The sequence below is a fragment of the Bradyrhizobium sp. 62 genome (genome assembly GCF_023073035.1).
GTDB lineage: Bacteria > Pseudomonadota > Alphaproteobacteria > Rhizobiales > Xanthobacteraceae > Bradyrhizobium.
Window position 1 is genome coordinate 1,495,314 of the sequence record NZ_JADPIT010000015.1, and the last position, 20,726, is coordinate 1,516,039.

Below are 20,726 nucleotides of genomic sequence, written 5' to 3' on the forward strand. Positions count from 1 at the left end.
GCTACGCCGCCGCCTCTTCCGTCGCCCTCAATCTCTCCTCGGTCATCCGTCCAGCCGTCTGCGCGTGCGCAAGCGCCGCACGTTCGGCCGCCTTCGCATCGCCCGCGAGAATGTGTCCGGCAATGTCGGCATGCTCGGCCCAGGCACTGCCGCGATAATCGAGCTCGGACAGCACCGTCGCCATCGAGCGGCGCATATGCGGCCATTGCGGAGTAATCGTCTCCTCAATCACGGGATTGCCGGAGAGCCGATAGATCGCGCGATGAAACTCGACGTCGAGCGCGATCAGCTCGGCGAGCGTGGTCTTGCCATCGATCCCGCGCCCGGCGGCGAGCGCCGCCTCCAGCCGCGCGCGTCCCGCCGCATCGCTTGCGGCGCGTTCGCCGGCAAGCCGCGCCGCCAGCGCATCGATCGCGCCGCGCACCTCGTAGAGCTGGCGGATGCGTGCGGGATCGAGCTGGGTGACTTCAAAGCCGCGCCGGCCGCTTTCGGCGACGAGTCCCTGCCGGTGCAATAGGTGCAGCGCATGCGACACCGGCTGGCGCGACACCCCGAGCCTGTCGGCGAGCTCGTTCTGCCGGATGCGCTGGCCGGGCTGCAGCGTGCGGTCGGAGATCGCCTCCAGGATCCGCGCATAGACCTGGTCGATCAAGTTCGGAAGCGGGTCGAGAGGGATCACGCCGGCAGCTCCGAGGATGATGACAGGGAATACAGAATTCCGTATTCGAAGGTACGGCGAGAGTATAGGGGCGTCAAGCGCGGCCAATGCCTCGTCCGACCCTGTTTTGGCGCTTCGCCAAGCCATTGATATTGCTGGGCTCGGCTACTGTGCATGGGGTTGTTTTCAAGGAAAAGAGATGTGAGGTCGCCTACTCCGCGAGGAACGCGTTCACCGCCTCGCCGAACTCCAGCGGCGCCTGCTCGAACATCCAGTGCCCGGCATTGGGGATCACGGCCGTCTTGGCCCCCGCGATGTGCTCGGCCAGCACGCGCCACATCACCGACAGGCTCCCCGTCGTCGCGCCGCCGCCGATCAGGAGAGTCGGGGTCCTGATCGCCTGCGCGTCCGCGAGCGTGTAGGGCCTGCGCTGCTCGTTGATCTGGCCGAGGAAGGTGATCACATTGTCGCGCAATTGCTGCTTCGCCGCCGCCGGCACGCGCCGCCACGAGCCGTCGCCTTCGATGCCTTCGTAGAAGTTCTGCAGCGCGCTCTCGATGTCGCCGGCGCGGATCATCTCGACCGAGCGCGCCGTGCGCGCGGCCAGCGGCGGGAGCGCGGGCGTGCCCGCAGGCACCGGCAGGCTTGCATCGAGATCGCCGCCGGGCTCGGCCAGCACCAGCTTGCGCAACAGATCCGGCCGCGACTGCGCCACGCGAAACGCGATGTGGCCGCCGCGCGAATGGCCCATCAGATCGACCGGCGCGGGTTCGACCTGCTCGATGAAAGCGACTACGTCAGCGACGTGCTGGGCCATCTTGTAGTCGTCGCCGACGGCATCCCAATGTTCGGGAAAGAAATGCCGCAGGCTGACCGAGATCACGCGATGCGACTTCGACAGCGGACCGAGTACTGAATACCAGGTGCGAAAGTCGCCGAGCGTGCCGTGCACGCAGACCAACGGCGGGCCTCGTCCCACTTCGAGATAGGCCATGTCGTAACCGTTGACGCGAAATGTCTGCATGATCAGCCCGCCAGAAAATCCAGCACCACTTGGGAGTATTTCTGCGGTGCCTGCTCGAACATCGGGTGCGTTGCGTTCGGGATGACCGCCGTCCTGGAATACGGCACATGCGCGGCGAGCGCATGCAGCACTTTCGGCAGCAGGCCCTTGGTCCGTGCGCCCAGGATGAACAGCGTCGGCATCGTAATGGACTCCGCGTCCGCCTTCGAGAATGGCGGGCGGTTGTCGCGGACCTGGCCGATCAGCGTGAAAGCGTTGTCGCGCAGATTCTGCTTCACCAGCGCCGGCAGCCGCGGCCAGGTGCCGGCGCCTTCAAGCGTGTCGACGAAGACGGCAAGGCCGCCGTCAATGTCGCCGGCCGCGATCTTCTCGGCCGAGGCCGTGAACCGCGCCAGCAGCGGCGAGGGACCGCCGGCATAATCGGGGTCGAGGCTCGCATCGAGTTCGCCGCCGGGCTCGGCCAGCACCAGCCGCCGGAGCAGCTCCGGCCGCCGCTGCGCCACGCGGAAGCAGATGTGCCCGCCGCGGGAATGGCCCATCAAATCAACCGGGCCGAGGTCGAGCTTTTCAAGGAAGGCCATGACGTCGTCGACATGCTGGGCGATCGAATAGGTGTCGCCGACGCCATCCCATTGCGCCGGGAAGAAGTGCCGCAAGCTGACAGCAATCACCCGGTGCCGCTGCGACAGCGGCCCGAGCACGCAGCCCCAGACACGGAAATCGTTGAGCGAACCATGCACGCAGACCAGCGGCGGCCGGCCTCGGTCTTCGCCCACGTCGAGATAGGGCATGTCGTATCCGTTGACGTGGAGGCTTTGCATTCTGGGCTCGCGAACAGGGGGCGGAACTCCTGTGCAAGATTCCCGGAAACCGGGTGGATCGCAACTATTTCCAAGCCTAGATTTGAGCTCAGTTCACATTGGGGGCATGCGAGGGAACGCAAGCCAGGGACCAAACCATGACCGACCAGCATTTTGCCCTGTTCGATAGCAAGATCGGCCTGTGCGCCATCGCATGGGGTCCGCGCGGCATCAACGGCACGCAACTGCCGATGGGCGGCGAGGCGAAGATCCGCACCCGCATCAGCCAGCGCCATGCCGACGCCAGCGAAGCCGAACCGACCGTCGAAGTGCAGCAGGCGATCGATCGCATCACAAAGCTGCTCGCCGGCGAGCCGGATGACCTCACCGACATCCCGCTCGACCTCGACGGCGTGCCCGACTTCAACCGTGGCGTCTACGCGATCGCCCGCACCATTCCGCCGGGCAAGACCGTCACCTATGGCGACATCGCCAAGCGACTCGGCGGTGTCGAGCTGTCGCGCGACGTCGGCCAGGCGCTCGGCCGCAACCCGTGCCCGATCGTCGTGCCCTGCCATCGCGTGCTGGCGGCCGGCAACAAGCCCGGCGGTTTCTCCGCGAATGGCGGCGTGGTGACGAAGCTGAAGATGCTGGAGATCGAAGGCGCGCTGGTGAACCACACGCCGAGCTTGTTCGACTGAGGCGATGACGCCGCGGGCTAGATCTTCGCCGTCGCCTTCGGCCAATATTTGTCGCGTAAATGCCGCTTCACCAGCTTGCCGGTCGGCGTGCGCGGCAGCTCGGCTTCGAAATCGATCGAGCGCGGGCATTTGATCGTCGAGAGGCGGCTCTTGCAGTAGGCGATCAGGTCGGCCTCGAGCTCCTTGCCGGCGCGCTTGGGATCGTGCGGCTGCACCACCGCCTTGACCTCTTCGCCCATCTCCTCGTTCGGTACACCGAACACGGCGACGTCGGCGACTTCGGGGTGGGTGATGAGCACGTCCTCGGTCTCCTGCGGGTAGATGTTCACGCCACCCGAGATGATCATGTAGGACTTGCGGTCGGTGAGAAAGAGAAAGCCGTCACTGTCGAGATAGCCGACGTCGCCGAGCGTCGACCAGCCTTTTGCGTTGTAGGCCTTCTTCGTCTTCTCGGGATCGTTGTGATAGGTGAAAACCGGCGCATCGGCGAAATAGACCGTGCCGATCTCGCCCGTCGGCTGTTCCTCGTCGTTCTCGTCCAGAATCTTGATCTTGCCGACCACGGCGCGGCCGACGCTGCCGCGGTGCTCCAGCCATTCTTTCGAGTTGCAGACGGTGACGCCGTTGCCTTCGGAGCCGGCGTAATACTCGATCAGGATCGGCCCCCACCATTCGATCATCTTGGCCTTGACCTCGACCGGGCAGGGCGCGGCGGCGTGGATCGCGCCCTTCAGCGTCGAGACGTCGTAGCGGTTGCGGGCCTCGTCCGGCAGCTTCAGCATGCGCACGAACATGGTCGGCACGAGCTGCGCGTGGGTCACCTTGTATTTTTCGACCAGCTTCAGGAAATCTTCGGCGTCAAACTGCTCCATGATGATGGAAGTGCCGCCGAGCAGGATCGCCATCATGTTGAAGCGCAAGGGAGCCGCGTGATAGAGCGGCGCCGGTGAGAGGTAGGTGGTCTCGTCGTTCATGCCGCACATGCTGGCGCAGAGGACGCGCAGAAACGCGTTCGGCTCGTCGATCGGCTTGCCCTCGAACGCCTTCTTGATGCCCTTGGGTCGGCCGGTGGTGCCCGACGAATACAGCATGTCATAGCCGGCGACCTCGTCGGCGATCGGCGTTGTCGGCTGCGCGGCGGCTTCCTTGTCGTAGGAGCGGAAGCCGGCTTGCGGCTCGTCCATCATGTAGAAGACCGGCTCCCCGGCCGCACCCTTGATCAGGGCCTTGATTTGGTCGGCGCATTTCGGCGTCGTGATCACGACCTTGGCGCCGCAATCGGCGATGATGTAGTCGATCTCGTCCTGCTTCAAATAGCGGCTGATCGCGGTATAATAGAGCCCGCTGCGTTGCGCAGCCCAGCAGATCTCCATGAAGGCGAGGCGGTTCTCCATCAGCAGCGCGATGTGGTCGCCGGCCTTCAGCCCGAGCGAGCGGAACAGGTGCGCGCCCTGGTTCGAAAGCTCGTCGAGCTCGCGATAGGTAATCGCCTTGCCGGTCCCGGCCATCTGATAGGCGATCTTGTCGGGTGTGGCGCGGGCGTGAATGGAGGGGTGAGTCATGTCTCTGTTTACGGCTAGGAGTGATGTTCCCCGGACGCAACGCAGCGCGTAGCGGTGCGCTGCAGATCCGAGGTCCATTGTGAGGCATGGGTCCCGGCTCTGCGCCGCAGCGTTTCACGCTGCAGCGCGTCCGGGACACGTGAGAGCTTACAGCCGCTCCACGATCGTCACGTTGGCCATGCCGCCGCCCTCGCACATGGTCTGGAGCCCGTAGCGCTTGCCGCGCTGATGCAGGGCATGCACCAGCGTCGTCATCAGCTTGGTGCCGGAGCCGCCGAGCGGATGGCCGAGCGCGATGGCGCCGCCATTGACGTTGAGACGTTCCGGATCGGCGCCAGTGGTCTTGAGCCACCCCGTCGGCACCGAGGCAAAGGCCTCGTTGACCTCGAACAGGTCGATGTCGTCGATCGTCATGCCGGCCTTCTCCAGCGCGCGCTTGGTGGCGTGCAGCGGAGCGTCGAGCATGATCACGGGATCGCCGCCCATCATGGTCATGTGATGGACGCGCGCCAGCGGCTTCACGCCAAGCTGCTTCAGGCCACGCTCGTTCACCACCATCACGCCGGAGGCGCCGTCGCAGATCTGGCTGGCGCTGGCCGCGGAGAGCTTGCCGTTCTCGGCGATCAGCTTGACGCCCTTGATGCCGTCGAGCGTGGCGTCGAAGCGGATACCCTCGTCGATGTGGTGGGTGTCCTTGGAGCCGTCGGCGCGGGTGATCTCGAGCGGCACGATCTCCTTTTTGAAGTGGCCGGCCTGGGTTGCCGCGATCGCGCGCTGATGGCTGTTGTAGGAGTACTCGTCGAGCTCATCCTTCGACAGGCCGTACTTCTCGGCCATCATTTCGGCGCCGGTGAACTGGCTGAACACGATGTTTGGATAACGGTGCTCGATACCCGGGCTCTTGTAATTGCCAAAGCCGTTCTTGGCGGGAAGCTGCGACGACAGGCCCATCGGCACGCGTGTCATCGATTCCACGCCGGCGGCGATCACCACGTCCATCGCGCCGGACATCACGGCCTGGGCTGCGAAGTGCAGCGCCTGCTGCGAGGAGCCGCATTGGCGGTCGATCGAGGTACCCGGCACGCTCTCCGGCAGTTTCGAGGCCATGATCGCGTTGCGCGCGACGTTGTTGGACTGCTCGCCGACCTGCATGACGCAGCCCATGATCACATCCTCGACCAGCGCGGGATCGACCTTGGTGCGGTCAACCAGCTCGTCAAGTACCTTCGCGGCGAGATCGGCCGGATGCCATCCGGCGAGGCGGCCCCCCTTGCGCCCGCCGGCGGTACGCGCGGCGGCGACGATATAAGCCTCGGCCATGTCGGTTTCTCCCTGGATTATTTTGAACGGTTGCTTGTCGGGCGGATTTAAGGGGCGACTGGTCGTTTAGTCAATCGATCAATTAACTCTTGTGGAGAGGCGCTGCTTGGGCTTATCTGCGGCCGCTCTCGCGCCAAAATCAGGGATCTCCGTGACTACCAGCGTACCGAACCGGCTCCCCAGCGGAAAGAATTCCACAGCAGAGAAATTGCTCGTGGCCGCGAGCGAGTTGATGATCGAACGCTCCTCGATCGAGATTTCGCTGAGCGACATCGCCCAGAAGTCCGGTGCCAACGCCGCGCTGGTCAAATATCACTTCGGCAACAAGGACGGCCTGCTGCTGGCGCTGCTCGAGCGCGACGCGGGGACGGAACTGTCCAATCTCGAGTATCTGCTGGCGCAGCCGATCACGCCGACCGCCAAGTTGAAGCTGCATATCGGCGGCATCATCCGCGCCTATCACCGGTTTCCGTATATGAACCGGCTGATCCACTATCTGCTGCACGAGAGCGTCGCGGGCTCCGCGGACGAAGTCTCGAAATTCTTCGTGGCACCGCTGCTGGATTTCCATCGCCGCCTGCTCGCCGAAGGCGTCAGTCAGGGCGAATTCCGCGCCACCGATCCGGTGCTGTTCTACACCAGCCTGATCGGCGCCTGCGATCATTTGTTCTTCGGCCGGCACGCGATGTCACGCGCGACCGGCGTCGGCCCGGTCACCGACGACGTTTGCCGGCAATACATCAAGCATATGGAAACGCTGATCTGCGGCGGCATTCTCACGAATATCGAGGAAGCTGCCGCGGCCGGATGACCGGCCAGAACGCAGAAGTCTAGAGAAGAAACGCCCAAGGAAAAGGTTCGAGGAAAGGTACAAGCGATGCAGTTGAAAGACGTAGCCGTTCTCATCACGGGCGGCGGGTCGGGCCTTGGTGCCGCGACCGCCCGCGCGATGGCCGCCAAGGGCGCCAAGATCGGCGTGATCGACCAGAGCAAGGAAAACGCCGAGAAGGTTGCCGCCGAAGTGAAGGGCATCGCGCTTCACGCCGATGTCACCAGCGAGGAGCAGATCAAGGCGGCGATCGCCAAGGCGGAAGCCGCGCACGGCGTCGCGCGCGTGCTGATGAACTGCGCCGGTATCGGCGGCTCGCAGCGCATCGTCGGCCGCGATGGCGTCTACCCGCTGGAAAAGTTCGCGCGCATCATCAATGTCAATTTGATCGGCACCTTCAACTGCCTGCGTCTGTTCGCCGAGCGCCTCGTCACGATCGAGCCGGTCGGTGAAGAGCGCGGCGTCATCGTCAACACGGCGTCGGTCGCGGCTTACGAAGGGCAGATCGGTCAGATCGCTTATGCGGCGTCGAAGGGCGGCGTCGTCGGTCTCACGCTGCCGGCGGCGCGCGATCTCGCGAGCCAGAAGATCCGCGTCAACACCATCGCCCCCGGCCTGTTCCTGACGCCGCTGCTGATGGGTTTGAACGAAGAGGCCCGCAAGAGCCTCGGTGCCCAGGTGCCGCATCCCGCGCGTCTCGGCGACGCCAATGAATACGGCTCGCTGGCCGTGCACATCGTTGAGAACCCGATGCTCAATGGCGAGACCATCCGTCTCGACGGCGCGATCCGCATGGCGCCGCGGTAGCTCTTCCTCCCTTCGCCCCTTGTGGGAGAAGGTGGCGCGCGTAGCGCGCCGGATGAGGGGTCTCTGTCCACGGAGACAGACCCCTCACCCAAGTGAATTCCGGGTTCGCAGCGTACATGCCCTCTCCCACAAGGGGAGAGGGCGCAGCAATCGGCACCGCGAATGGCGGCAAGCACGAGGCGCCTCATGTCCCAACCGCTGCTGATCGAGCAAAATGACGGCGTCGACACAGTGACGCTCAATCGTCCCGAACACCTCAACGCGCTCGATCGTGCGTTGATCGACGCGCTCAACGTCTATTTCCAGGGCCTCCAGCGCAACCGGGATACGCGCGTCGTGGTGCTGAAGGGCGCCGGCAAGAACTTCTGCGCAGGACTCGATCTCAAGGCGGCGATGGCGCGCCGTGCCGGCCAGCAGGAGCCGCCTGATGTCACCGAGTCGCTGGATTCGCAGCGGCGCATCGCCGACATCGTGATGCTGATGCGGCGCTGTCCGCAGCCGATCCTCGCGCTGGTGCAGGGCGCGGCGGCCGGCGGCGGCTTTGCGCTGGCGCTCGCCTCCGACATCCGCATCGCGACGAGATCGGCGCGGATGAACTGCGCCTTCATCAAGCTCGGCCTTGGCGGCTGCGACATCGGCACCAGTTATTTCCTGCCACGCCTTGTCGGTGTCTCCGTTGCCTCGGAGCTGATCCTCACGGGACGCTTCATCGGCGCCGAGCGGGCGCTCGCGGTCGGGCTGGTCTCCGAGGTCGTCGACGAGGACAAGCTCGATGAGGCCGCCGAACCCTATGTCGACGCGATGATCGCGGCCTCGCCCGTGGGCCTACGCCTGTCCAAAGAATGTCTCAACATGAGCGTCGATGCCGGATCGCTGGAAGCCGTGATCGCGATGGAGGATCGCAACCAGGTTCTGTGCAGCCGCTCCGAGGAATTTTCGGAAGGCATCAGGGCCTTCCTTGAGAAGCGAAAGCCTGTCTATATCAGGCGCTGACAATGAAGATCCGTAAAGGACGAAAAATTCCGGGAGACGCAAAATGAGTGGAAGCGCGGCGGCGGTGATGACGAAGCCCGCCTTTCGCAAGGTCGAGTGGCTGGCGCGCGACATCGATGTCGAGCGCCGCGACGACGGCACGGTGGTGCTGAAGTCGCGCATCCCGCTGCAGACCTACGAGAAGCATATCCCGGCTTCGCTGGCAAAATGGGCGAAGGAAGCGCCCGAGCGGATCTGGCTTGCCCAGCGCGGCGGCCCTAACCGCGAATGGCGTAAGGTGTCCTACGGGGAGGCCAAGCGCACCGTGGATGCGCTGACGCAAGGCCTGCTCAATCTCGCGCTTGACGGTCGCCCGGTCACGATCCTCTCCGGCAATTCGATCGAGCACGCGCTGATGACGCAGGCGGCGATGCAGGCGCGCGTCCCGGCCGCGCCGGTCTCGCCGGCCTACTCCTTGATGAGCCATGATCACGTCAAGCTGAAATATTTGTTCGACCTGATCAAGCCGGGCGCGGTGATGGTGCAGGACGGCCCGACCTTCGAGAAGGCGCTGAAAGCGCTCGATCTCACAGGCGTCACCGTGGTTCACGTCTTGCGGCCCTGCGAGGGTATCGCGAGCGTCAGCTTTGCCGAGCTCGCGGCGACAGTCGTGACGGCCGATGTCGAAGCGTCGATCGCGAAGATCGCGCCTGAGACCGTCGGCAAGCTGCTGTTCACGTCAGGCTCGACCGGCATGCCCAAGGCCGTCATCAACACGCAAGCGATGATGTGCGCCAATGCGGCGATGATGATGCAGGTGCGACCGCGCGATCCCGGCGGTCCGATCTCGACCATGCTGGACTGGATGCCCTGGAACCACACCATGGGCGGCAATGCGGCGTTCCACCCGATCCTGGTCGACGGCGGCACGCTCTATATCGATGACGGGCGGCCGATGCCGGGCCAGTTCGATGAGACGCTGCGCAATCTGCGCGAGATATCGCCGACCTATTACGCCAACGTCCCCGCGGGCTATGCCGCGCTCGCCGCCGCCATGGAGAAGGACGACGGGCTGTGCCGATCCTTCTTCAAGAACCTCTCGATCATGGCCTATGGCGGCGCGCGACTGCCGGATGATCTCTACGATCGCATGCAGGCTCTCGCCGTGAAGACCACCGGCGAGCGCATCGTGTTCTACACCGGCTGGGGTTCGACCGAGACCGCGCCGACCTCGACCGGCACCTATTGGGACACCGAGCGCGTCGGCCTGATCGGCCTGCCGTTTCCCGGCGTCGAGTTGAAGATGGTGCCCTGCGGCTCGAAATACGAGCTGCGTCTGCGCGGCGTCAACGTCACCCCGGGCTATTTCGGCCAGCCTGACCTGACGAAGAAGATGTTCGACGAGGAAGGTTTTTATTGCATCGGTGACGCCGGCATCTTCGTCGACGATTCCGATCCGGTGAAGGGTATCATCTTTGCGGGGCGCGTGGTCGAGGACTTCAAGCTGACCACCGGCACCTTCGTCCATGTCGGCTCGCTCCGTACGGATGCGATCGCAGCCGCGACGCCGGTCGTGCATGATGCGCTGGTCGCGGGGCAGGATCGCGCTTTCATCGGCCTGCTGGCCTGGCCGAACCTGCACGCCTGCCGCCAGCTCGTCGGCAATCCCGATCTCAGCTTCGATGATGCAGTGAAGCATCCCGAGGTGATCGCTTGCTTCAGGCGCGGACTGGAGGCCCACAACAAGGAGTGCGAAGGCGCCAGCAGTCGCATCATCGCCCGCGCCATGCTGATGGCGGAGCCGCCCTCGATCGACGGCAACGAGCTCACCGACAAGGGCTACATCAACCAGCGCGCCGGCCTGGAACGTCGTGCCGCGCTGGTCGAGCGGCTTTATGCGGACAAGCCCGACCAGGACGTCATCATTCTCAAGTAATCGACATCATCAACACGGATACGCGCCATGAACTTCGACTTCTCCGACGACCAGAAGCAGCTCCGCGATCAGGCGCGCAAATTCCTCACTGAGAAATGCTCGCCAAAGGCGGTGCGCGCAGTTCTCGACGGCAAGGCGCCGTATGACAAGGAGCTGTGGAAGGGGCTCGCCGAGATGGGTTTTCTCGGTGTTGCAATCCCAGAGGACTTTGGTGGCGCCGGCGCCGGTCATCTCGAACTTTGCGTGATCGCTGAAGAGATGGGCCGGGCGAACGCGCCGGTGCCGTTTTCCTCCACCGTCTATCTCGCAGCCGAAGCGCTGCTGATCGCGGGCAGCGACGCGCAGAAGAAGAAATGGTTGCCGGCGATTGCCTCGGGCGAGGCGATCGGAACGCTGGCGCTGTTCGAGGGAAAAGGCAATCCGTCACCGAAGAACGTCAAGCTCACGGCTGCCAATGGTATGCTCAACGGTGTCAAGAAGCCGGTCGCCGATGGCGCGATCGCCGACTTCGCGGTGGTCGCGGCACGCACGGGATCGAGCGGACGCGACGGCGACATCTCCTTGTTTATCGTCGATCTCAGGGACGGCGGCGTCGAGGTGAAAAGCCTGACCAATCTCGATCCGACCCGCGGGCAGGCCGAGATTACTTTTAGGGATTGCAAGGCCGAGCCGCTGGGTGCGGCCGGCGAAGGCTGGAGCATCTTGACTCAAGTGCTCGATCGCGCCGCGGTGCTCTGCGCGTTCGAGCAGGTCGGCGGCTCCGACCGCGCGCTGGAGATGGGCCGCGACTATGCGCTCGACCGCATCGCCTTCGGCCGACAGATCGGTTCGTTCCAGGCCGTCAAGCACATGCTGGCGGACATGTACGTGTCGGCGACGCTGGCGCGTTCCAACAGCTATTACGGCGCCTGGGCGCTCTCGACCAATGCAGGCGAATTGCCGGAAGCGGCTGCAGCCGCGCGCATCAGTGCAACGCAGGCGTTTCAGCACTGCGCCAAGAACAACATCCAGGTTCACGGCGGCATGGGTTTCACCTGGGAGTTCGACTGCCACATGTACTACCGCCGCGCCAACGCCATGGCGCTCGGGCTCGGCAGTCTGTCCTATTGGGAAGACCAGTTGATCGACCGCATGCGCAAGAAGAACGCGGCGTAGGCAAAGGCAACGTCATGAACTTCGACGATACCCCGCAGGAAGCCGAATTCCGCGCCACCGCGCGCGCCTGGATCGGTGCGAATGCACCGAAGCAATACGAGGACGAGCTCCGCAAATCCTCCCTCGGCCGCACGCAATTGAAGAACGCCAACATCCTCGACGTTGCAAAGGCCTGGCAGAAGAAGAAGGCCGATGCCGGCTGGGCCTGTCTGCATTGGCCGAAGGAGTATGGTGGCCGCGGCTCGTCGCCGATCGAACGTGTGATCTGGCAGCAGGAAGAGGGGCCGTTCGGCCAGCTATCCCGCATGTTCATCATCGGCCACGGCATGTGCGGGCCGACCATGATGGCGTTCGCGCGCGAGGAGCATAAGCGCGCCTATCTGCCGCCGCTCGCCTCCGGCGAAAAGGTCTGGTGCCAGCTGTTCTCCGAGCCGGCCGGCGGCTCCGACGTCGCTGGGTTGCGAACCCGCGCGGAAAAGGACGGCGACGACTGGGTGATCAACGGCCAGAAGATTTGGACGTCGGGCGCGCACTATTCCGACTACGGAATTTTGCTCACCCGCACCGATCCGACCGTGCCCAAGCACAAGGGCCTGACCATGTTCTTCCTGGACATGAAGAGCCCGGGCGTCGAGGTGCGGCCGATCAAGCAGGCGAGCGGCGCTTCCGACTTCAACGAGGTCTATTTCACGAACGTCCGCATTCCCGATCACCAGCGCCTCGGCGAGGTCGGCGACGGCTGGAACGTCTCGCTGACCACGCTGATGAACGAGCGCAGCGCGATCGGCGCGGCCGTCTCGACCGGCTTCCCCGAGCTGTTCGATTATTGCTCGGACCTGATGCTGGACGACGGCCCTGCCATCGAGGATCGTGCGGTGCGCGCGAAGCTGGCGAACTGGGCAGTGAAGGCGAGCGGGCTGAAATACACCAGCATGCGCGCGATCTCCGCGCTGTCGAAGGGCGAGCGCCCGGGACCGGAAAATTCCATCGGAAAGCTGGTGGCGGGCTCGATGATCCAGGATGTCGCGACTTATGCCTTGGACTTGCAGGGCGCGGGCGGAGTGGTCAGCGGCGAGGATGCCGAACTCGCCGGCCGCTTCCAGGCGATGCTGCTGCGCGCGCCGGGCACCCGTGTCGAAGGCGGCACCGACGAGATCATGCGCAACATCATCGCCGAGCGGGTGTTGGGCCTGCCCGGCGACATCAGGGTCGACAAGGACGTGCCGTTCAACAAGATCCCGACGAAGGGAAGAGGCTGATGATCCTCATCCTGAGGAGCCGCGGAACGCGGCGTCTCGAAGGATGCAGGCCCGACTGACGCCACATGGTTCGAGACGGCGCTGCGCGCCTCCTCACCATGAGGGACTAAGACAGAGCAAGAACGAAGAGGTCCGCCATGAATTTCGACGACACCCCGCAGGAAGCCGCATTCCGCGAGACCGCGCGCAAATGGGTCGAGGCCAACGCGCCGAAGGAGTTTTTGGCCGAGCTGTCAAAATCCTCGCTCGGCCGCATCCGGCTCGCCAACCACGACATCGTCGATGTCGGCAAGGCCTGGCAGAAGAAGAAGGCCGAAGGCAACTGGGCCTGCCTGCATTGGCCCAAGGAATATGGCGGCCGGGGTGCGACGCCGATCGAGCGGGTGATCTGGCAGCAGGAGGAAGGCGTCTATGGCAAGCTGACGCAGCCGTTCCAGATCGGCGAGGGCATGTGCGGCCCAACCGTGATGGCTTTTGGCAGCGAGGACGCCAAGCGGCGCCATTTGCCGAGGCTGGCCGCGGGCGAGGAGATTTGGTGCCAGCTCTTCTCCGAGCCGTCGGCGGGCTCTGACGTCGCGGGCTTGCGCATGCGCGCGGAGAAGAAGGGCGACAATTGGGTCGTCAACGGCCAGAAGATCTGGACCTCTGGCGCGCACTATTCCGACTACGGTCTTTTGATCGCGCGCACCGATCCCAATGTGCCGAAGCACAAGGGGCTCACCATGTTCTTCCTGGACATGAAGAGCCCCGGCGTCGAGGTGCGTCCGATCAAGCAGGCCAACGGCATGCAGGAGTTCAACGAGGTCTATTTCACCGACGTCGTCATTCCCGACAGCCAGCGCCTCGGTGCCGTGGGCGAGGGCTGGAGCGTGTCGCTGACCACGTTGATGAACGAGCGGATGTCGATCGGCTCGCGGCTTGCGACCGGCGTCCCCGAGATGTTCGAGTTCTGCTCCAATCTGATGCTGGAGGATGGCCTCGCCATCGACGATCCCGCCGTGCGCTCAAAACTCGCGAGCTGGGCGGTGAAGTCGAGCGGGCTGAAATACACCAGCTACCGGGCGATCTCGGCACTGTCCAAGGGTGAACGGCCGGGGCCGGAGAATTCGATCGGCAAGCTCGTGTCCGGCATGATGCTGCAGGACATCGCAACCTACGCCATGGACCTCCAGGGCGCGGCCGGCGTTCTCACAGGCAGCGACGAGGAAACCGTTCAGGGCCAGTTTCAGCAGATGCTCCTGTCCTCGCCCGCGATGCGCATCGCGGGCGGCACAGACGAGATTTTGCGCAACATCATCGCCGAGCGCGTGCTGGGACTGCCGGGCGACATCCGCGTCGACAAGGACGTGCCGTACAACAAGATCCCGACCAAGGGACGGTGATCTAGTCTCTCGCTGTATCTTGTAGGGTGGGCAAAGCCAAGCGTGCCCACCATGCGCAGATGCGCCGAGGTAAGTCTGTCGGTGGGCACGGCGCTATGCGCCTTTGCCCACCTTACGAAGAGAAGGCGCGAGTTGATCCATGGACGCACAAGTAAAGCAAAACGACCGCATCGGCGTACTCGAAGAGCTACTCAATGAGCGCTACTCGGTGCGGGCCTTCCTGGCCAAGGAGGTCGATCGCGCGACGATCGAACATTTGCTGACGATCGCGCAGCGCACGGCGTCCTGGTGCAACAGCCAGCCCTGGCAGGTCGTCATCGCCAGCGGCGAGGCCAAGGAGCGTTTCCGCAAGCTGATCTACAAGGAGGCTTCGGGCGGTCTCGGGGACGACTATGATTTCCCGCCGCCGCGCGAATATCTCGGCGCCTATCTCGATCGCCGTCGCGAGAGCGGTTTTCAGCTCTACAACACGCTCGGCATCGCGCGCGGAGACAAGATGGCCTATGCCAAGCAGGCGCTGGAGAACTACAATTTCTTCGGCGCGCCGCATGTGGCCATCATCCACACCGACGAGCCGCTCGGCATCTACGGTGCGATCGATTGCGGCGCCTATGTCTCGAACTTCATGCTGGCCGCGCAGGCGCTCGGGCTCGGCACGATTCCACAGGCGGCGCTCGCGCGTCACTCCGGCCTGATCCGCCGCCATTTCAATCTGCCTGATGATCGCCGCATCGTTTGCGGTATCTCGTTCGGCTATGCCGACAGCGCCCACAAGGTCAACAGCTACCGCACGTCGCGTGCGAGCGTGGCCGAGACCGTGACCTTCGTGGACGAGTGATCGAGCGACGCAGGCGCGCATCAAGTTTCACGCTTCAGACATGATCACTTCAGACATGCGAAGACGGCCGCGGAAGCGGCCGCCTTCATCGCGGTCTCGGTCCGATTGACGCCGGCGGTCAGCCGCCGCTGCCGCCGATGACGGCGCGAATGGTCTCGTCGGGCCCGAAATCCTCGGCGCCGTCGACATAGAGCAGCGCCGCGAGCTTGGAGCGCGCACGGTTGACGCGGCTCTTGATCGTGCCGACTGCGCAGCCGCAGATCGAAGCCGCATCCTCGTAGGAGAAGCCGGAGGCGCCGACGAGGATCAGCGCTTCACGCTGGTCCTGCGGAAGCTTGTCGAGCGCCGTGCGGAATTCCTCGAACTCGAGATGGGCGTTCTGCGAGGGCTGCGTCTTCAGCGTCTTGGCATAGTTGCCTTCGGCATCCTCGACTTCCCGCCGCCGCTTGCGATAGTCGGAGCGGAACAGGTTGCGCAGGATCGTGAACAGCCACGCCGGCAGATTGGAGCCGGGCTGGAACGAATCGATGTTGGCGAGCGCGCGCAACAGCGTCTCCTGGACCAGATCGTCGGCGCGATCGGCATTGCCGCTGAGCGAGATGGCGAACGCGCGCAGACTGGGCACGGCCGCCAGGATGTCGTTACGCAGGGAGTCCGTGAGAGGCATCAATCCCTCCCATTGTTGTCGTTAGAGCCGCCACCATTTTCCACTTGGGGTGCCGCTCCCGGCGCATCAAGTTTCTTGATCAGTTCCGCGAACCGGTCCGGAACCCCCTGCCGCACCACGTCGTCGTACATGGCGCGCAGCTGGTGCCCGATCCGCGACTGTATCTCCGGAGTGAGCCCTCCCTTGCCGGGGGTCGTGCTTTTGCTGGCTTGAGACTTGAGATCTTTCATGACCTGTTCCACGTTTCCCCGAGTTAAGTGACTGTAAAATCGAGAAGTTCTCTCAACCGGGAGCCGTTCCCTGGATAGGCTCAATGCGAGCTGCGAGAAAAAGTTCCGCCCCCATGCGGAACTTTTCTCAGGCTGAGGCGTAATCAGCCCAGCAGGGGAACCCGGGCCCCCCGCCTAACGCCTGCACGTCAAGGTCGGCCCGATGATGATATGGAGTGGGGATGTCCCGTTCACAGCTTGTTGCTGAACACTTGCCGTTGTTGCGCCGGTACGCACGCGCCCTGACGGGCAGCCAGTCCTCCGGTGACGCCTATGTCGCAGCCATGTTGGAAGCCATGCTGGGAGATCCGTCGGTGCTCGACGAGAGCCACGGGCCGCGCGCCGGCCTGTTCCGGCTGTTCACCCAGATCTGGAATTCCGTTTCCGTCAACGACGATTCCGAGGTGACGAACCTGCCGATGCCGCCGGAGCGGCGGCTCTCGAACATCACGCCGTTGCCGCGGCAAGCCTTCCTGCTGCTCTCGCTCGAGGGATTTTCGGAGGAAGAGGTCGGCTACATTCTTGGCACCGACGTCGGCGAGACGCGCCGGCTCGCGGATGCCGCAGGCCGTGAGATGGCCGCCGAGATCGCCACCGACGTGCTGATCATCGAGGATGAGACCTTCATCGCCATGGACCTCGAAAGCCTGGTGAAGAATCTCGGCCACAATGTCGTCGGCGTCGCCCGTACCCACGCCGATGCGGTCGCCTTGGCAAAGAACAGGCGGCCCGGCTTGATCCTGGCCGACATCCAGCTCGCCGACGGCTCGTCGGGCCTCGACGCCGTCAACGAGCTGCTCCGCACCTTCGAGGTGCCGGTGGTGTTCATCACCGCGTATCCGGAACGCTTCCTTACCGGAGAGCGCCCCGAGCCGGCGTTCCTGATCTCAAAACCGTTCCAGCCGGCGATGGTGTCGGCGGTGGCGAGCCAGGCTCTGTTCTTCCAGCGCAACTCCCGCAACCGCGCGCCGAAGGTGCCGGCGGCGTAAGGAAGGCGCCAGCGCCCGGCATTTGACGAAATCTGATCCGGCGTGCCGCAAGGTGCGCCGGATTTTTATTGACCAGGTTGCCACGCTTGACGGCCATCGAATTCGCCGCTCATACCTGCTGCAGCGGCCGCGTTGCAGCCGCGGTGCCATCGGAGACGTGTTCATGGACCAGCAACTCCTCGACCGCCTCGCCATTCGCGACCTCGTCGAGAACTGGGCGGTGTGGCGCGATGCCGGCGACTGGGAGCGCTTTGCCACCGTCTGGCACGAGGAAGGCTGGATGTCCGCCACTTGGTTTCAGGGGCCGGCGCGGGATTTCATGCGGGTCAGCCAGGAGGGGTTCGCCAAGGGTGTGCGCATCCTGCATTTCCTCGGCGGCTGCAGTATCGATCTCGAGGGGGCGCGCGCCATCGCGCAGACCAAGATGACGATCTCGCAGCGCGCGCCGGTGCACGACGTGCCCTGCGACGTCGTCTGCACCGGGCGCTTCTACGATTTCCTGGAGAAGCGGCAGGGAAAATGGGGCATCGTCCGCCGCCAGCCGATCTACGAGAAGGACCGGATCGACCCGGTCGATCCCGCCGCGACACTTCAGCTCGACCAGAAAGCCCTTGCCGCGCTCCCGGAAGGCTACCGCCACCTCGCCTACATGCAGGAGCTGATCGGCTACAAGGTCAAGCGCGACATGCCGGGCTTGACCGGGCCCGAGGTCGAGAAGCTCTATGGGGAGGGGCGGGAGTGGCTCGCGGGAAAGGCGAACTGAACGCCAGACAAAAGTAAGGCGCGACTGGCATCACCACAGTCGCGCCCTACGTCGCCGGCTTATGGGGCAGGGGGGAATAGCCGGCTGTTGAGACGACTCCCGTCCGTGAAAGTCGTTCCAGGCGGTTGCGAAATTTTTCGTGGGAATTTTTCGCGAGGGCGCGCCTTTTTCGCACACGGTTAAGTGATCTTAACGACTGAGAACTCCCGGTCCTCTCCTCGCGTTGTTCCCGCGATCGCCATGGGGCGAGGGACCGACAGCCATGTCACAGATCCAAAAGGTATTTTTAGGCGCCGTCGCGCTCGCCGCGACGCTCGGCGCCGTTCAGGTGGGCGCCGTGCAGCTGGCCTCCGGCCATGATCTGGCCGACCGCTGGCAGGCGGTCGCTGACAAGCCGGGCCACAACGTGAATCGCTCCAGCAAAGCCGACCGGTTGGCCGATATCAAGCAAGCGGAGGTTCCAACCCGTACCGTGTCGATGCGGCTGAACGATCTCGCCGACACGTCGGTGCTGCTGCGGGTCCCCGCGGTGATCGAGACCGGTAACGCCAAGCCGCCGGTGTTGCTCCCGGACCAGAAGCAGAGCCGCAAAAAGCCGACCATCGCCTGCGAGCCGATGGTCAGCTCCCTGACCGAGGTCGCAAAGCTGCTCCAACCCGGTCGCTGTGTGACCTGATCGGCATTTGCCACGGACACGTCGGCCTCCGCCCCGGGGGGCGGTTGCTGACGTCACTTGATCCCCTGCCCCCTCGCGTTATATCCCGGGTTTCTTTCCCTTTCGATTGACCGGGTAAACGCATGACGACGTCAGACACGGCTGTGCATACGCAGCCCTTCCAGGCCGAGGTTTCCGAGCTTCTGCACCTGATGGTGCACTCCGTCTATTCCGAGACGGATATCTTCCTGCGCGAGCTCGTCTCCAACGCATCGGACGCCTGCGACAAGCTGCGCTATGAGGCGATCGCGAGTCCGGCGCTGCTGGGCGAGGGCGACGCGCCCAAGATCCGGATCATTCCGAACAAGACGGCCGGAACGCTTGCGATCGCTGACAATGGCATCGGCATGGAGCGGCAGGAGCTGATCGACCACCTCGGCACAATCGCCCGCTCGGGCACCAAGGCCTTTGTGTCGAAGCTCAAGGAGGCCAAGGATGGTCTCGGCCTGATTGGCCAGTTCGGCGTCGGCTTCTATTCCGCCTTCATGGTCGCCGACAAGATCGTCGTGGTCAGCCGCCGCGCCGGCGAGAGCGACGTCTGGACCTGGACGTCCACAGGCGGGTCGGGCTTCGAGATCGCGCGTGCCAGCGAGGAGGACGCGGGCCGCGTGCAGCGCGGCACCGAGATCGTCCTGCACCTCAAGGATGATGCGAAGAAATATCTCGAAGCCTACGAGATCGAACGTATCGTCGGCGCGTATTCCGACAACATCCTCTTCCCGATCGAGCTCGTGCCTGAAGAGGGCGAACCGCGCCAGATCAATTCTGCAAGCGCGCTGTGGCAGCGCTCGAAATCCGAGCTCACGCCGGAAGACTACAAGAAGGCCTATCAGCAGATCGCCTCCGCCTTCGACGATCCCGCGATGACGCTGCATTATCGCGCGGAGGGGCGTTACTCCTACGCCGTGCTGCTGTTCGCGCCCTCGACCAAGCCGTTCGATCTGTTCGAGCCGAACCGCAAGGGACGCGTCAAGCTCTATGTCCGCCGCGTCTTCATCACCGACGATGCCGATCTTCTGCCGGGCTACCTCCGCTTCATCCGCGGCGTCGTCGACAGCGAGGATCTCCCGCTCAACATCTCGCGCGAGATGCTTCAGAACAATCCGCAGCTCGCACAGATCCGCAAGGCCGTGGCGACCCGCGTATTGTCCGAGCTCGAAAGCCTTGCGGAGAAGGATCCGGAGAACTTCGCCAAGATCTGGGAGGCCTTCGGCGCGGTGCTGAAGGAAGGCATCTACGAAGATTTCGAACGCCGCGAAAAGCTGCTCGCGCTGTCGCGTTTCACCACGACCTCGGGCGAGAAGCGTTCGCTCAAGGACGTCATCGCCGATTTCAAGCCGAACCAGACCGAGATCTATTATCTGGTCGGCGACAGCATCGATCGGCTGAAGTCGAACCCCCGGCTCGAGGCGGCGACTGCGCGCGGCATCGAAGTGCTGCTGCTGTCCGATCCCGTCGACGCCTTCTGGACGTCGATGCCATCGGAATTCGACGGCAAGCCGCTGAAGTCGCTGAGCCAGGGCGATCTCAACCTCGACCTGATCCCACGCGTCGACGAGGCGGACGAGACGACAAAGGACGAGCCGGCCGCCGACGAGGCCGCCACCATTGCGGTGATCAAGGCCGCGCTCGGCGGGCGCGTCAGCGACGTTAAGGCCTCGACGCGCCTTACCAGCTCCGCTTCCTGCCTCGTTGCCGACAGCCAGGGCCCGAGCCGCGAGCTCGAGCGCATCCTGTCCCAGCAGAACCGTGGCCTGCGCACCAAGCCGATCCTCGAGATCAATCTGCGCCATCCGCTGGTCACGGCGATCACGAAGGCTCAGGCCGGCTCGAAGGCGGTCGACGATCTCAGCCTGCTCCTGCTCGAACAGGCGCAGATCCTGGACGGCGAACTGCCGGAAGACCCTGCGGCGTTTGCGGCAAGATTGAACCGGCTGGTGTTGCAAGGGCTCGGCGGGTAGCGGGCGCAGTGCACCGCACTCACCTTGCCGTCATTTACGCGCAGGAACGGTCGCCTCTGCTGTGGTGTTATGCCATACGAGGTGGCCGGCATCCGGGCCGCCGACATGACAGATTCGAG

The 20,726-nt window shown here is 64.2% G+C and carries 20 protein-coding genes; 13 read left to right on the forward strand and 7 right to left on the reverse strand.

From position 1 onward, the window contains the following. Window position 1: 1 nt before the first annotated feature. From IVB47_RS17845 to IVB47_RS17855, 3 genes are all read right to left on the reverse strand, one after another. A complete protein-coding gene (locus IVB47_RS17845; RefSeq protein WP_027565584.1) occupies window positions 2-679 on the reverse strand; it encodes a GntR family transcriptional regulator in 678 nt (225 codons plus the stop codon). Window positions 680-869: 190 nt separating this feature from the next. After that, window positions 870-1,682, reverse strand: coding sequence for an alpha/beta hydrolase (locus IVB47_RS17850; RefSeq protein ID WP_247462902.1), 813 nt, complete (start codon window positions 1,680-1,682; stop codon window positions 870-872). Window positions 1,683-1,684: 2 nt separating this feature from the next. Next, window positions 1,685-2,503, reverse strand: a complete 819-nt coding sequence (locus tag IVB47_RS17855; protein WP_247462904.1) for an alpha/beta hydrolase — start codon at window positions 2,501-2,503, stop codon at window positions 1,685-1,687. A 137-nt stretch (window positions 2,504-2,640) separates the two neighbouring features. Here IVB47_RS17855 and IVB47_RS17860 point away from each other — a divergent pair, with 137 nt between their 5' ends. After that, window positions 2,641-3,183 carry a methylated-DNA--[protein]-cysteine S-methyltransferase gene (locus tag IVB47_RS17860; protein WP_247462906.1) on the forward strand — a complete coding sequence of 181 codons (543 nt, stop codon included), beginning with the start codon at window positions 2,641-2,643 and terminating at the stop codon, window positions 3,181-3,183. A 17-nt stretch (window positions 3,184-3,200) separates the two neighbouring features. Here the strand turns inward: IVB47_RS17860 and IVB47_RS17865 are convergent, their stop codons facing one another. Both IVB47_RS17865 and IVB47_RS17870 read right to left on the reverse strand, forming a co-directional pair. Continuing rightward, window positions 3,201-4,745: an acyl-CoA synthetase gene (locus IVB47_RS17865; RefSeq protein ID WP_247462909.1), complete on the reverse strand. Its 1,545-nt coding sequence runs from the start codon at window positions 4,743-4,745 to the stop codon at window positions 3,201-3,203. A 147-nt stretch (window positions 4,746-4,892) separates the two neighbouring features. Then, window positions 4,893-6,065 (reverse strand): acetyl-CoA C-acetyltransferase, encoded by a 1,173-nt coding sequence (locus tag IVB47_RS17870; protein ID WP_247290133.1) that lies wholly within the window; start codon window positions 6,063-6,065, stop codon window positions 4,893-4,895. 208 nt (window positions 6,066-6,273) lie between these two features. On the opposite strand from IVB47_RS17870, the gene IVB47_RS17875 reads away from it, so the two are divergent. The 8 genes from IVB47_RS17875 to IVB47_RS17910 all read left to right on the forward strand — a co-directional run bounded on the left by IVB47_RS17875 (window position 6,274) and on the right by IVB47_RS17910 (window position 15,243). Further along, on the forward strand, window positions 6,274-6,876 hold the full coding sequence (locus IVB47_RS17875) for a TetR family transcriptional regulator (RefSeq protein ID WP_018453285.1): 603 nt from the start codon (window positions 6,274-6,276) through the stop codon (window positions 6,874-6,876). A 66-nt stretch (window positions 6,877-6,942) separates the two neighbouring features. Continuing rightward, window positions 6,943-7,701 carry an SDR family NAD(P)-dependent oxidoreductase gene (locus tag IVB47_RS17880; protein WP_007615252.1) on the forward strand — a complete coding sequence of 253 codons (759 nt, stop codon included), beginning with the start codon at window positions 6,943-6,945 and terminating at the stop codon, window positions 7,699-7,701. 186 nt (window positions 7,702-7,887) lie between these two features. Continuing rightward, window positions 7,888-8,694 carry an enoyl-CoA hydratase/isomerase family protein gene (locus IVB47_RS17885; protein ID WP_027565578.1) on the forward strand — a complete coding sequence of 269 codons (807 nt, stop codon included), beginning with the start codon at window positions 7,888-7,890 and terminating at the stop codon, window positions 8,692-8,694. Between the two features lie 43 nt (window positions 8,695-8,737). Continuing rightward, window positions 8,738-10,609, forward strand: coding sequence for an AMP-binding protein (locus IVB47_RS17890; RefSeq protein WP_027565577.1), 1,872 nt, complete (start codon window positions 8,738-8,740; stop codon window positions 10,607-10,609). 27 nt (window positions 10,610-10,636) lie between these two features. Continuing rightward, a complete protein-coding gene (locus IVB47_RS17895) occupies window positions 10,637-11,764 on the forward strand; it encodes an acyl-CoA dehydrogenase family protein (RefSeq protein ID WP_027565576.1) in 1,128 nt (375 codons plus the stop codon). A 14-nt stretch (window positions 11,765-11,778) separates the two neighbouring features. Then, window positions 11,779-13,023, forward strand: coding sequence for an acyl-CoA dehydrogenase (locus tag IVB47_RS17900; RefSeq protein ID WP_027565575.1), 1,245 nt, complete (start codon window positions 11,779-11,781; stop codon window positions 13,021-13,023). Between the two features lie 137 nt (window positions 13,024-13,160). Beyond that, complete coding sequence (locus IVB47_RS17905) at window positions 13,161-14,405, forward strand: acyl-CoA dehydrogenase (RefSeq protein ID WP_247462911.1); 1,245 nt, start codon at window positions 13,161-13,163, stop codon at window positions 14,403-14,405. Window positions 14,406-14,544: 139 nt separating this feature from the next. Beyond that, window positions 14,545-15,243, forward strand: a complete 699-nt coding sequence (locus IVB47_RS17910) for a nitroreductase (RefSeq protein ID WP_247462913.1) — start codon at window positions 14,545-14,547, stop codon at window positions 15,241-15,243. A gap of 118 nt (window positions 15,244-15,361) precedes the next feature. Here the strand turns inward: IVB47_RS17910 and IVB47_RS17915 are convergent, their stop codons facing one another. Next, window positions 15,362-15,910 (reverse strand): sigma-70 family RNA polymerase sigma factor, encoded by a 549-nt coding sequence (locus tag IVB47_RS17915; RefSeq protein WP_007597240.1) that lies wholly within the window; start codon window positions 15,908-15,910, stop codon window positions 15,362-15,364. Next, window positions 15,910-16,140 carry a NepR family anti-sigma factor gene (locus IVB47_RS17920; RefSeq protein WP_027565572.1) on the reverse strand — a complete coding sequence of 77 codons (231 nt, stop codon included), beginning with the start codon at window positions 16,138-16,140 and terminating at the stop codon, window positions 15,910-15,912. Before IVB47_RS17920 ends, IVB47_RS17915 begins: the two co-directional genes overlap by 1 nt. Window positions 16,141-16,361: 221 nt before the next feature. Between IVB47_RS17920 and IVB47_RS17925 the strand changes: the two genes are divergently transcribed. The 4 genes from IVB47_RS17925 (at window position 16,362) to htpG (ending at window position 20,607) form a co-directional block, all read left to right on the forward strand. Next, on the forward strand, window positions 16,362-17,168 hold the full coding sequence (locus IVB47_RS17925) for a response regulator (protein ID WP_027565571.1): 807 nt from the start codon (window positions 16,362-16,364) through the stop codon (window positions 17,166-17,168). 163 nt (window positions 17,169-17,331) lie between these two features. Further along, window positions 17,332-17,931 (forward strand): nuclear transport factor 2 family protein, encoded by a 600-nt coding sequence (locus IVB47_RS17930; protein ID WP_247462915.1) that lies wholly within the window; start codon window positions 17,332-17,334, stop codon window positions 17,929-17,931. Window positions 17,932-18,193: 262 nt separating this feature from the next. After that, window positions 18,194-18,607 (forward strand): hypothetical protein, encoded by a 414-nt coding sequence (locus IVB47_RS17935; protein WP_027514096.1) that lies wholly within the window; start codon window positions 18,194-18,196, stop codon window positions 18,605-18,607. Between the two features lie 122 nt (window positions 18,608-18,729). Beyond that, window positions 18,730-20,607: a molecular chaperone HtpG gene (htpG, locus tag IVB47_RS17940; RefSeq protein ID WP_247462917.1), complete on the forward strand. Its 1,878-nt coding sequence runs from the start codon at window positions 18,730-18,732 to the stop codon at window positions 20,605-20,607. Window positions 20,608-20,726: the final 119 nt, after the last annotated feature.

Excerpts from the sequence above, each read along its gene's own strand:
- IVB47_RS17865 (WP_247462909.1), bottom strand. The coding sequence starts at position 4,745 with ATGACTCACCCCTCCATTCACGCCCGCGCCACACCCGACAAGATCGCC.
- IVB47_RS17895 (WP_027565576.1), top strand. The coding sequence starts at position 10,637 with ATGAACTTCGACTTCTCCGACGACCAGAAGCAGCTCCGCGATCAGGCG.
- IVB47_RS17925 (WP_027565571.1), top strand. The coding sequence starts at position 16,362 with ATGTCCCGTTCACAGCTTGTTGCTGAACACTTGCCGTTGTTGCGCCGG.
- IVB47_RS17860 (WP_247462906.1), top strand. The coding sequence starts at position 2,641 with ATGACCGACCAGCATTTTGCCCTGTTCGATAGCAAGATCGGCCTGTGC.
- IVB47_RS17915 (WP_007597240.1), bottom strand. The coding sequence starts at position 15,910 with ATGCCTCTCACGGACTCCCTGCGTAACGACATCCTGGCGGCCGTGCCC.
- IVB47_RS17870 (WP_247290133.1), bottom strand. The coding sequence starts at position 6,065 with ATGGCCGAGGCTTATATCGTCGCCGCCGCGCGTACCGCCGGCGGGCGC.
- IVB47_RS17885 (WP_027565578.1), top strand. The coding sequence starts at position 7,888 with ATGTCCCAACCGCTGCTGATCGAGCAAAATGACGGCGTCGACACAGTG.
- IVB47_RS17910 (WP_247462913.1), top strand. The coding sequence starts at position 14,545 with ATGGACGCACAAGTAAAGCAAAACGACCGCATCGGCGTACTCGAAGAG.
- IVB47_RS17905 (WP_247462911.1), top strand. The coding sequence starts at position 13,161 with ATGAATTTCGACGACACCCCGCAGGAAGCCGCATTCCGCGAGACCGCG.
- IVB47_RS17855 (WP_247462904.1), bottom strand. The coding sequence starts at position 2,503 with ATGCAAAGCCTCCACGTCAACGGATACGACATGCCCTATCTCGACGTG.
- IVB47_RS17850 (WP_247462902.1), bottom strand. The coding sequence starts at position 1,682 with ATGCAGACATTTCGCGTCAACGGTTACGACATGGCCTATCTCGAAGTG.
- IVB47_RS17930 (WP_247462915.1), top strand. The coding sequence starts at position 17,332 with ATGGACCAGCAACTCCTCGACCGCCTCGCCATTCGCGACCTCGTCGAG.
- IVB47_RS17920 (WP_027565572.1), bottom strand. The coding sequence starts at position 16,140 with ATGAAAGATCTCAAGTCTCAAGCCAGCAAAAGCACGACCCCCGGCAAG.
- htpG (WP_247462917.1), top strand. The coding sequence starts at position 18,730 with ATGACGACGTCAGACACGGCTGTGCATACGCAGCCCTTCCAGGCCGAG.
- IVB47_RS17900 (WP_027565575.1), top strand. The coding sequence starts at position 11,779 with ATGAACTTCGACGATACCCCGCAGGAAGCCGAATTCCGCGCCACCGCG.
- IVB47_RS17880 (WP_007615252.1), top strand. The coding sequence starts at position 6,943 with ATGCAGTTGAAAGACGTAGCCGTTCTCATCACGGGCGGCGGGTCGGGC.
- IVB47_RS17890 (WP_027565577.1), top strand. The coding sequence starts at position 8,738 with ATGAGTGGAAGCGCGGCGGCGGTGATGACGAAGCCCGCCTTTCGCAAG.
- IVB47_RS17935 (WP_027514096.1), top strand. The coding sequence starts at position 18,194 with ATGTCACAGATCCAAAAGGTATTTTTAGGCGCCGTCGCGCTCGCCGCG.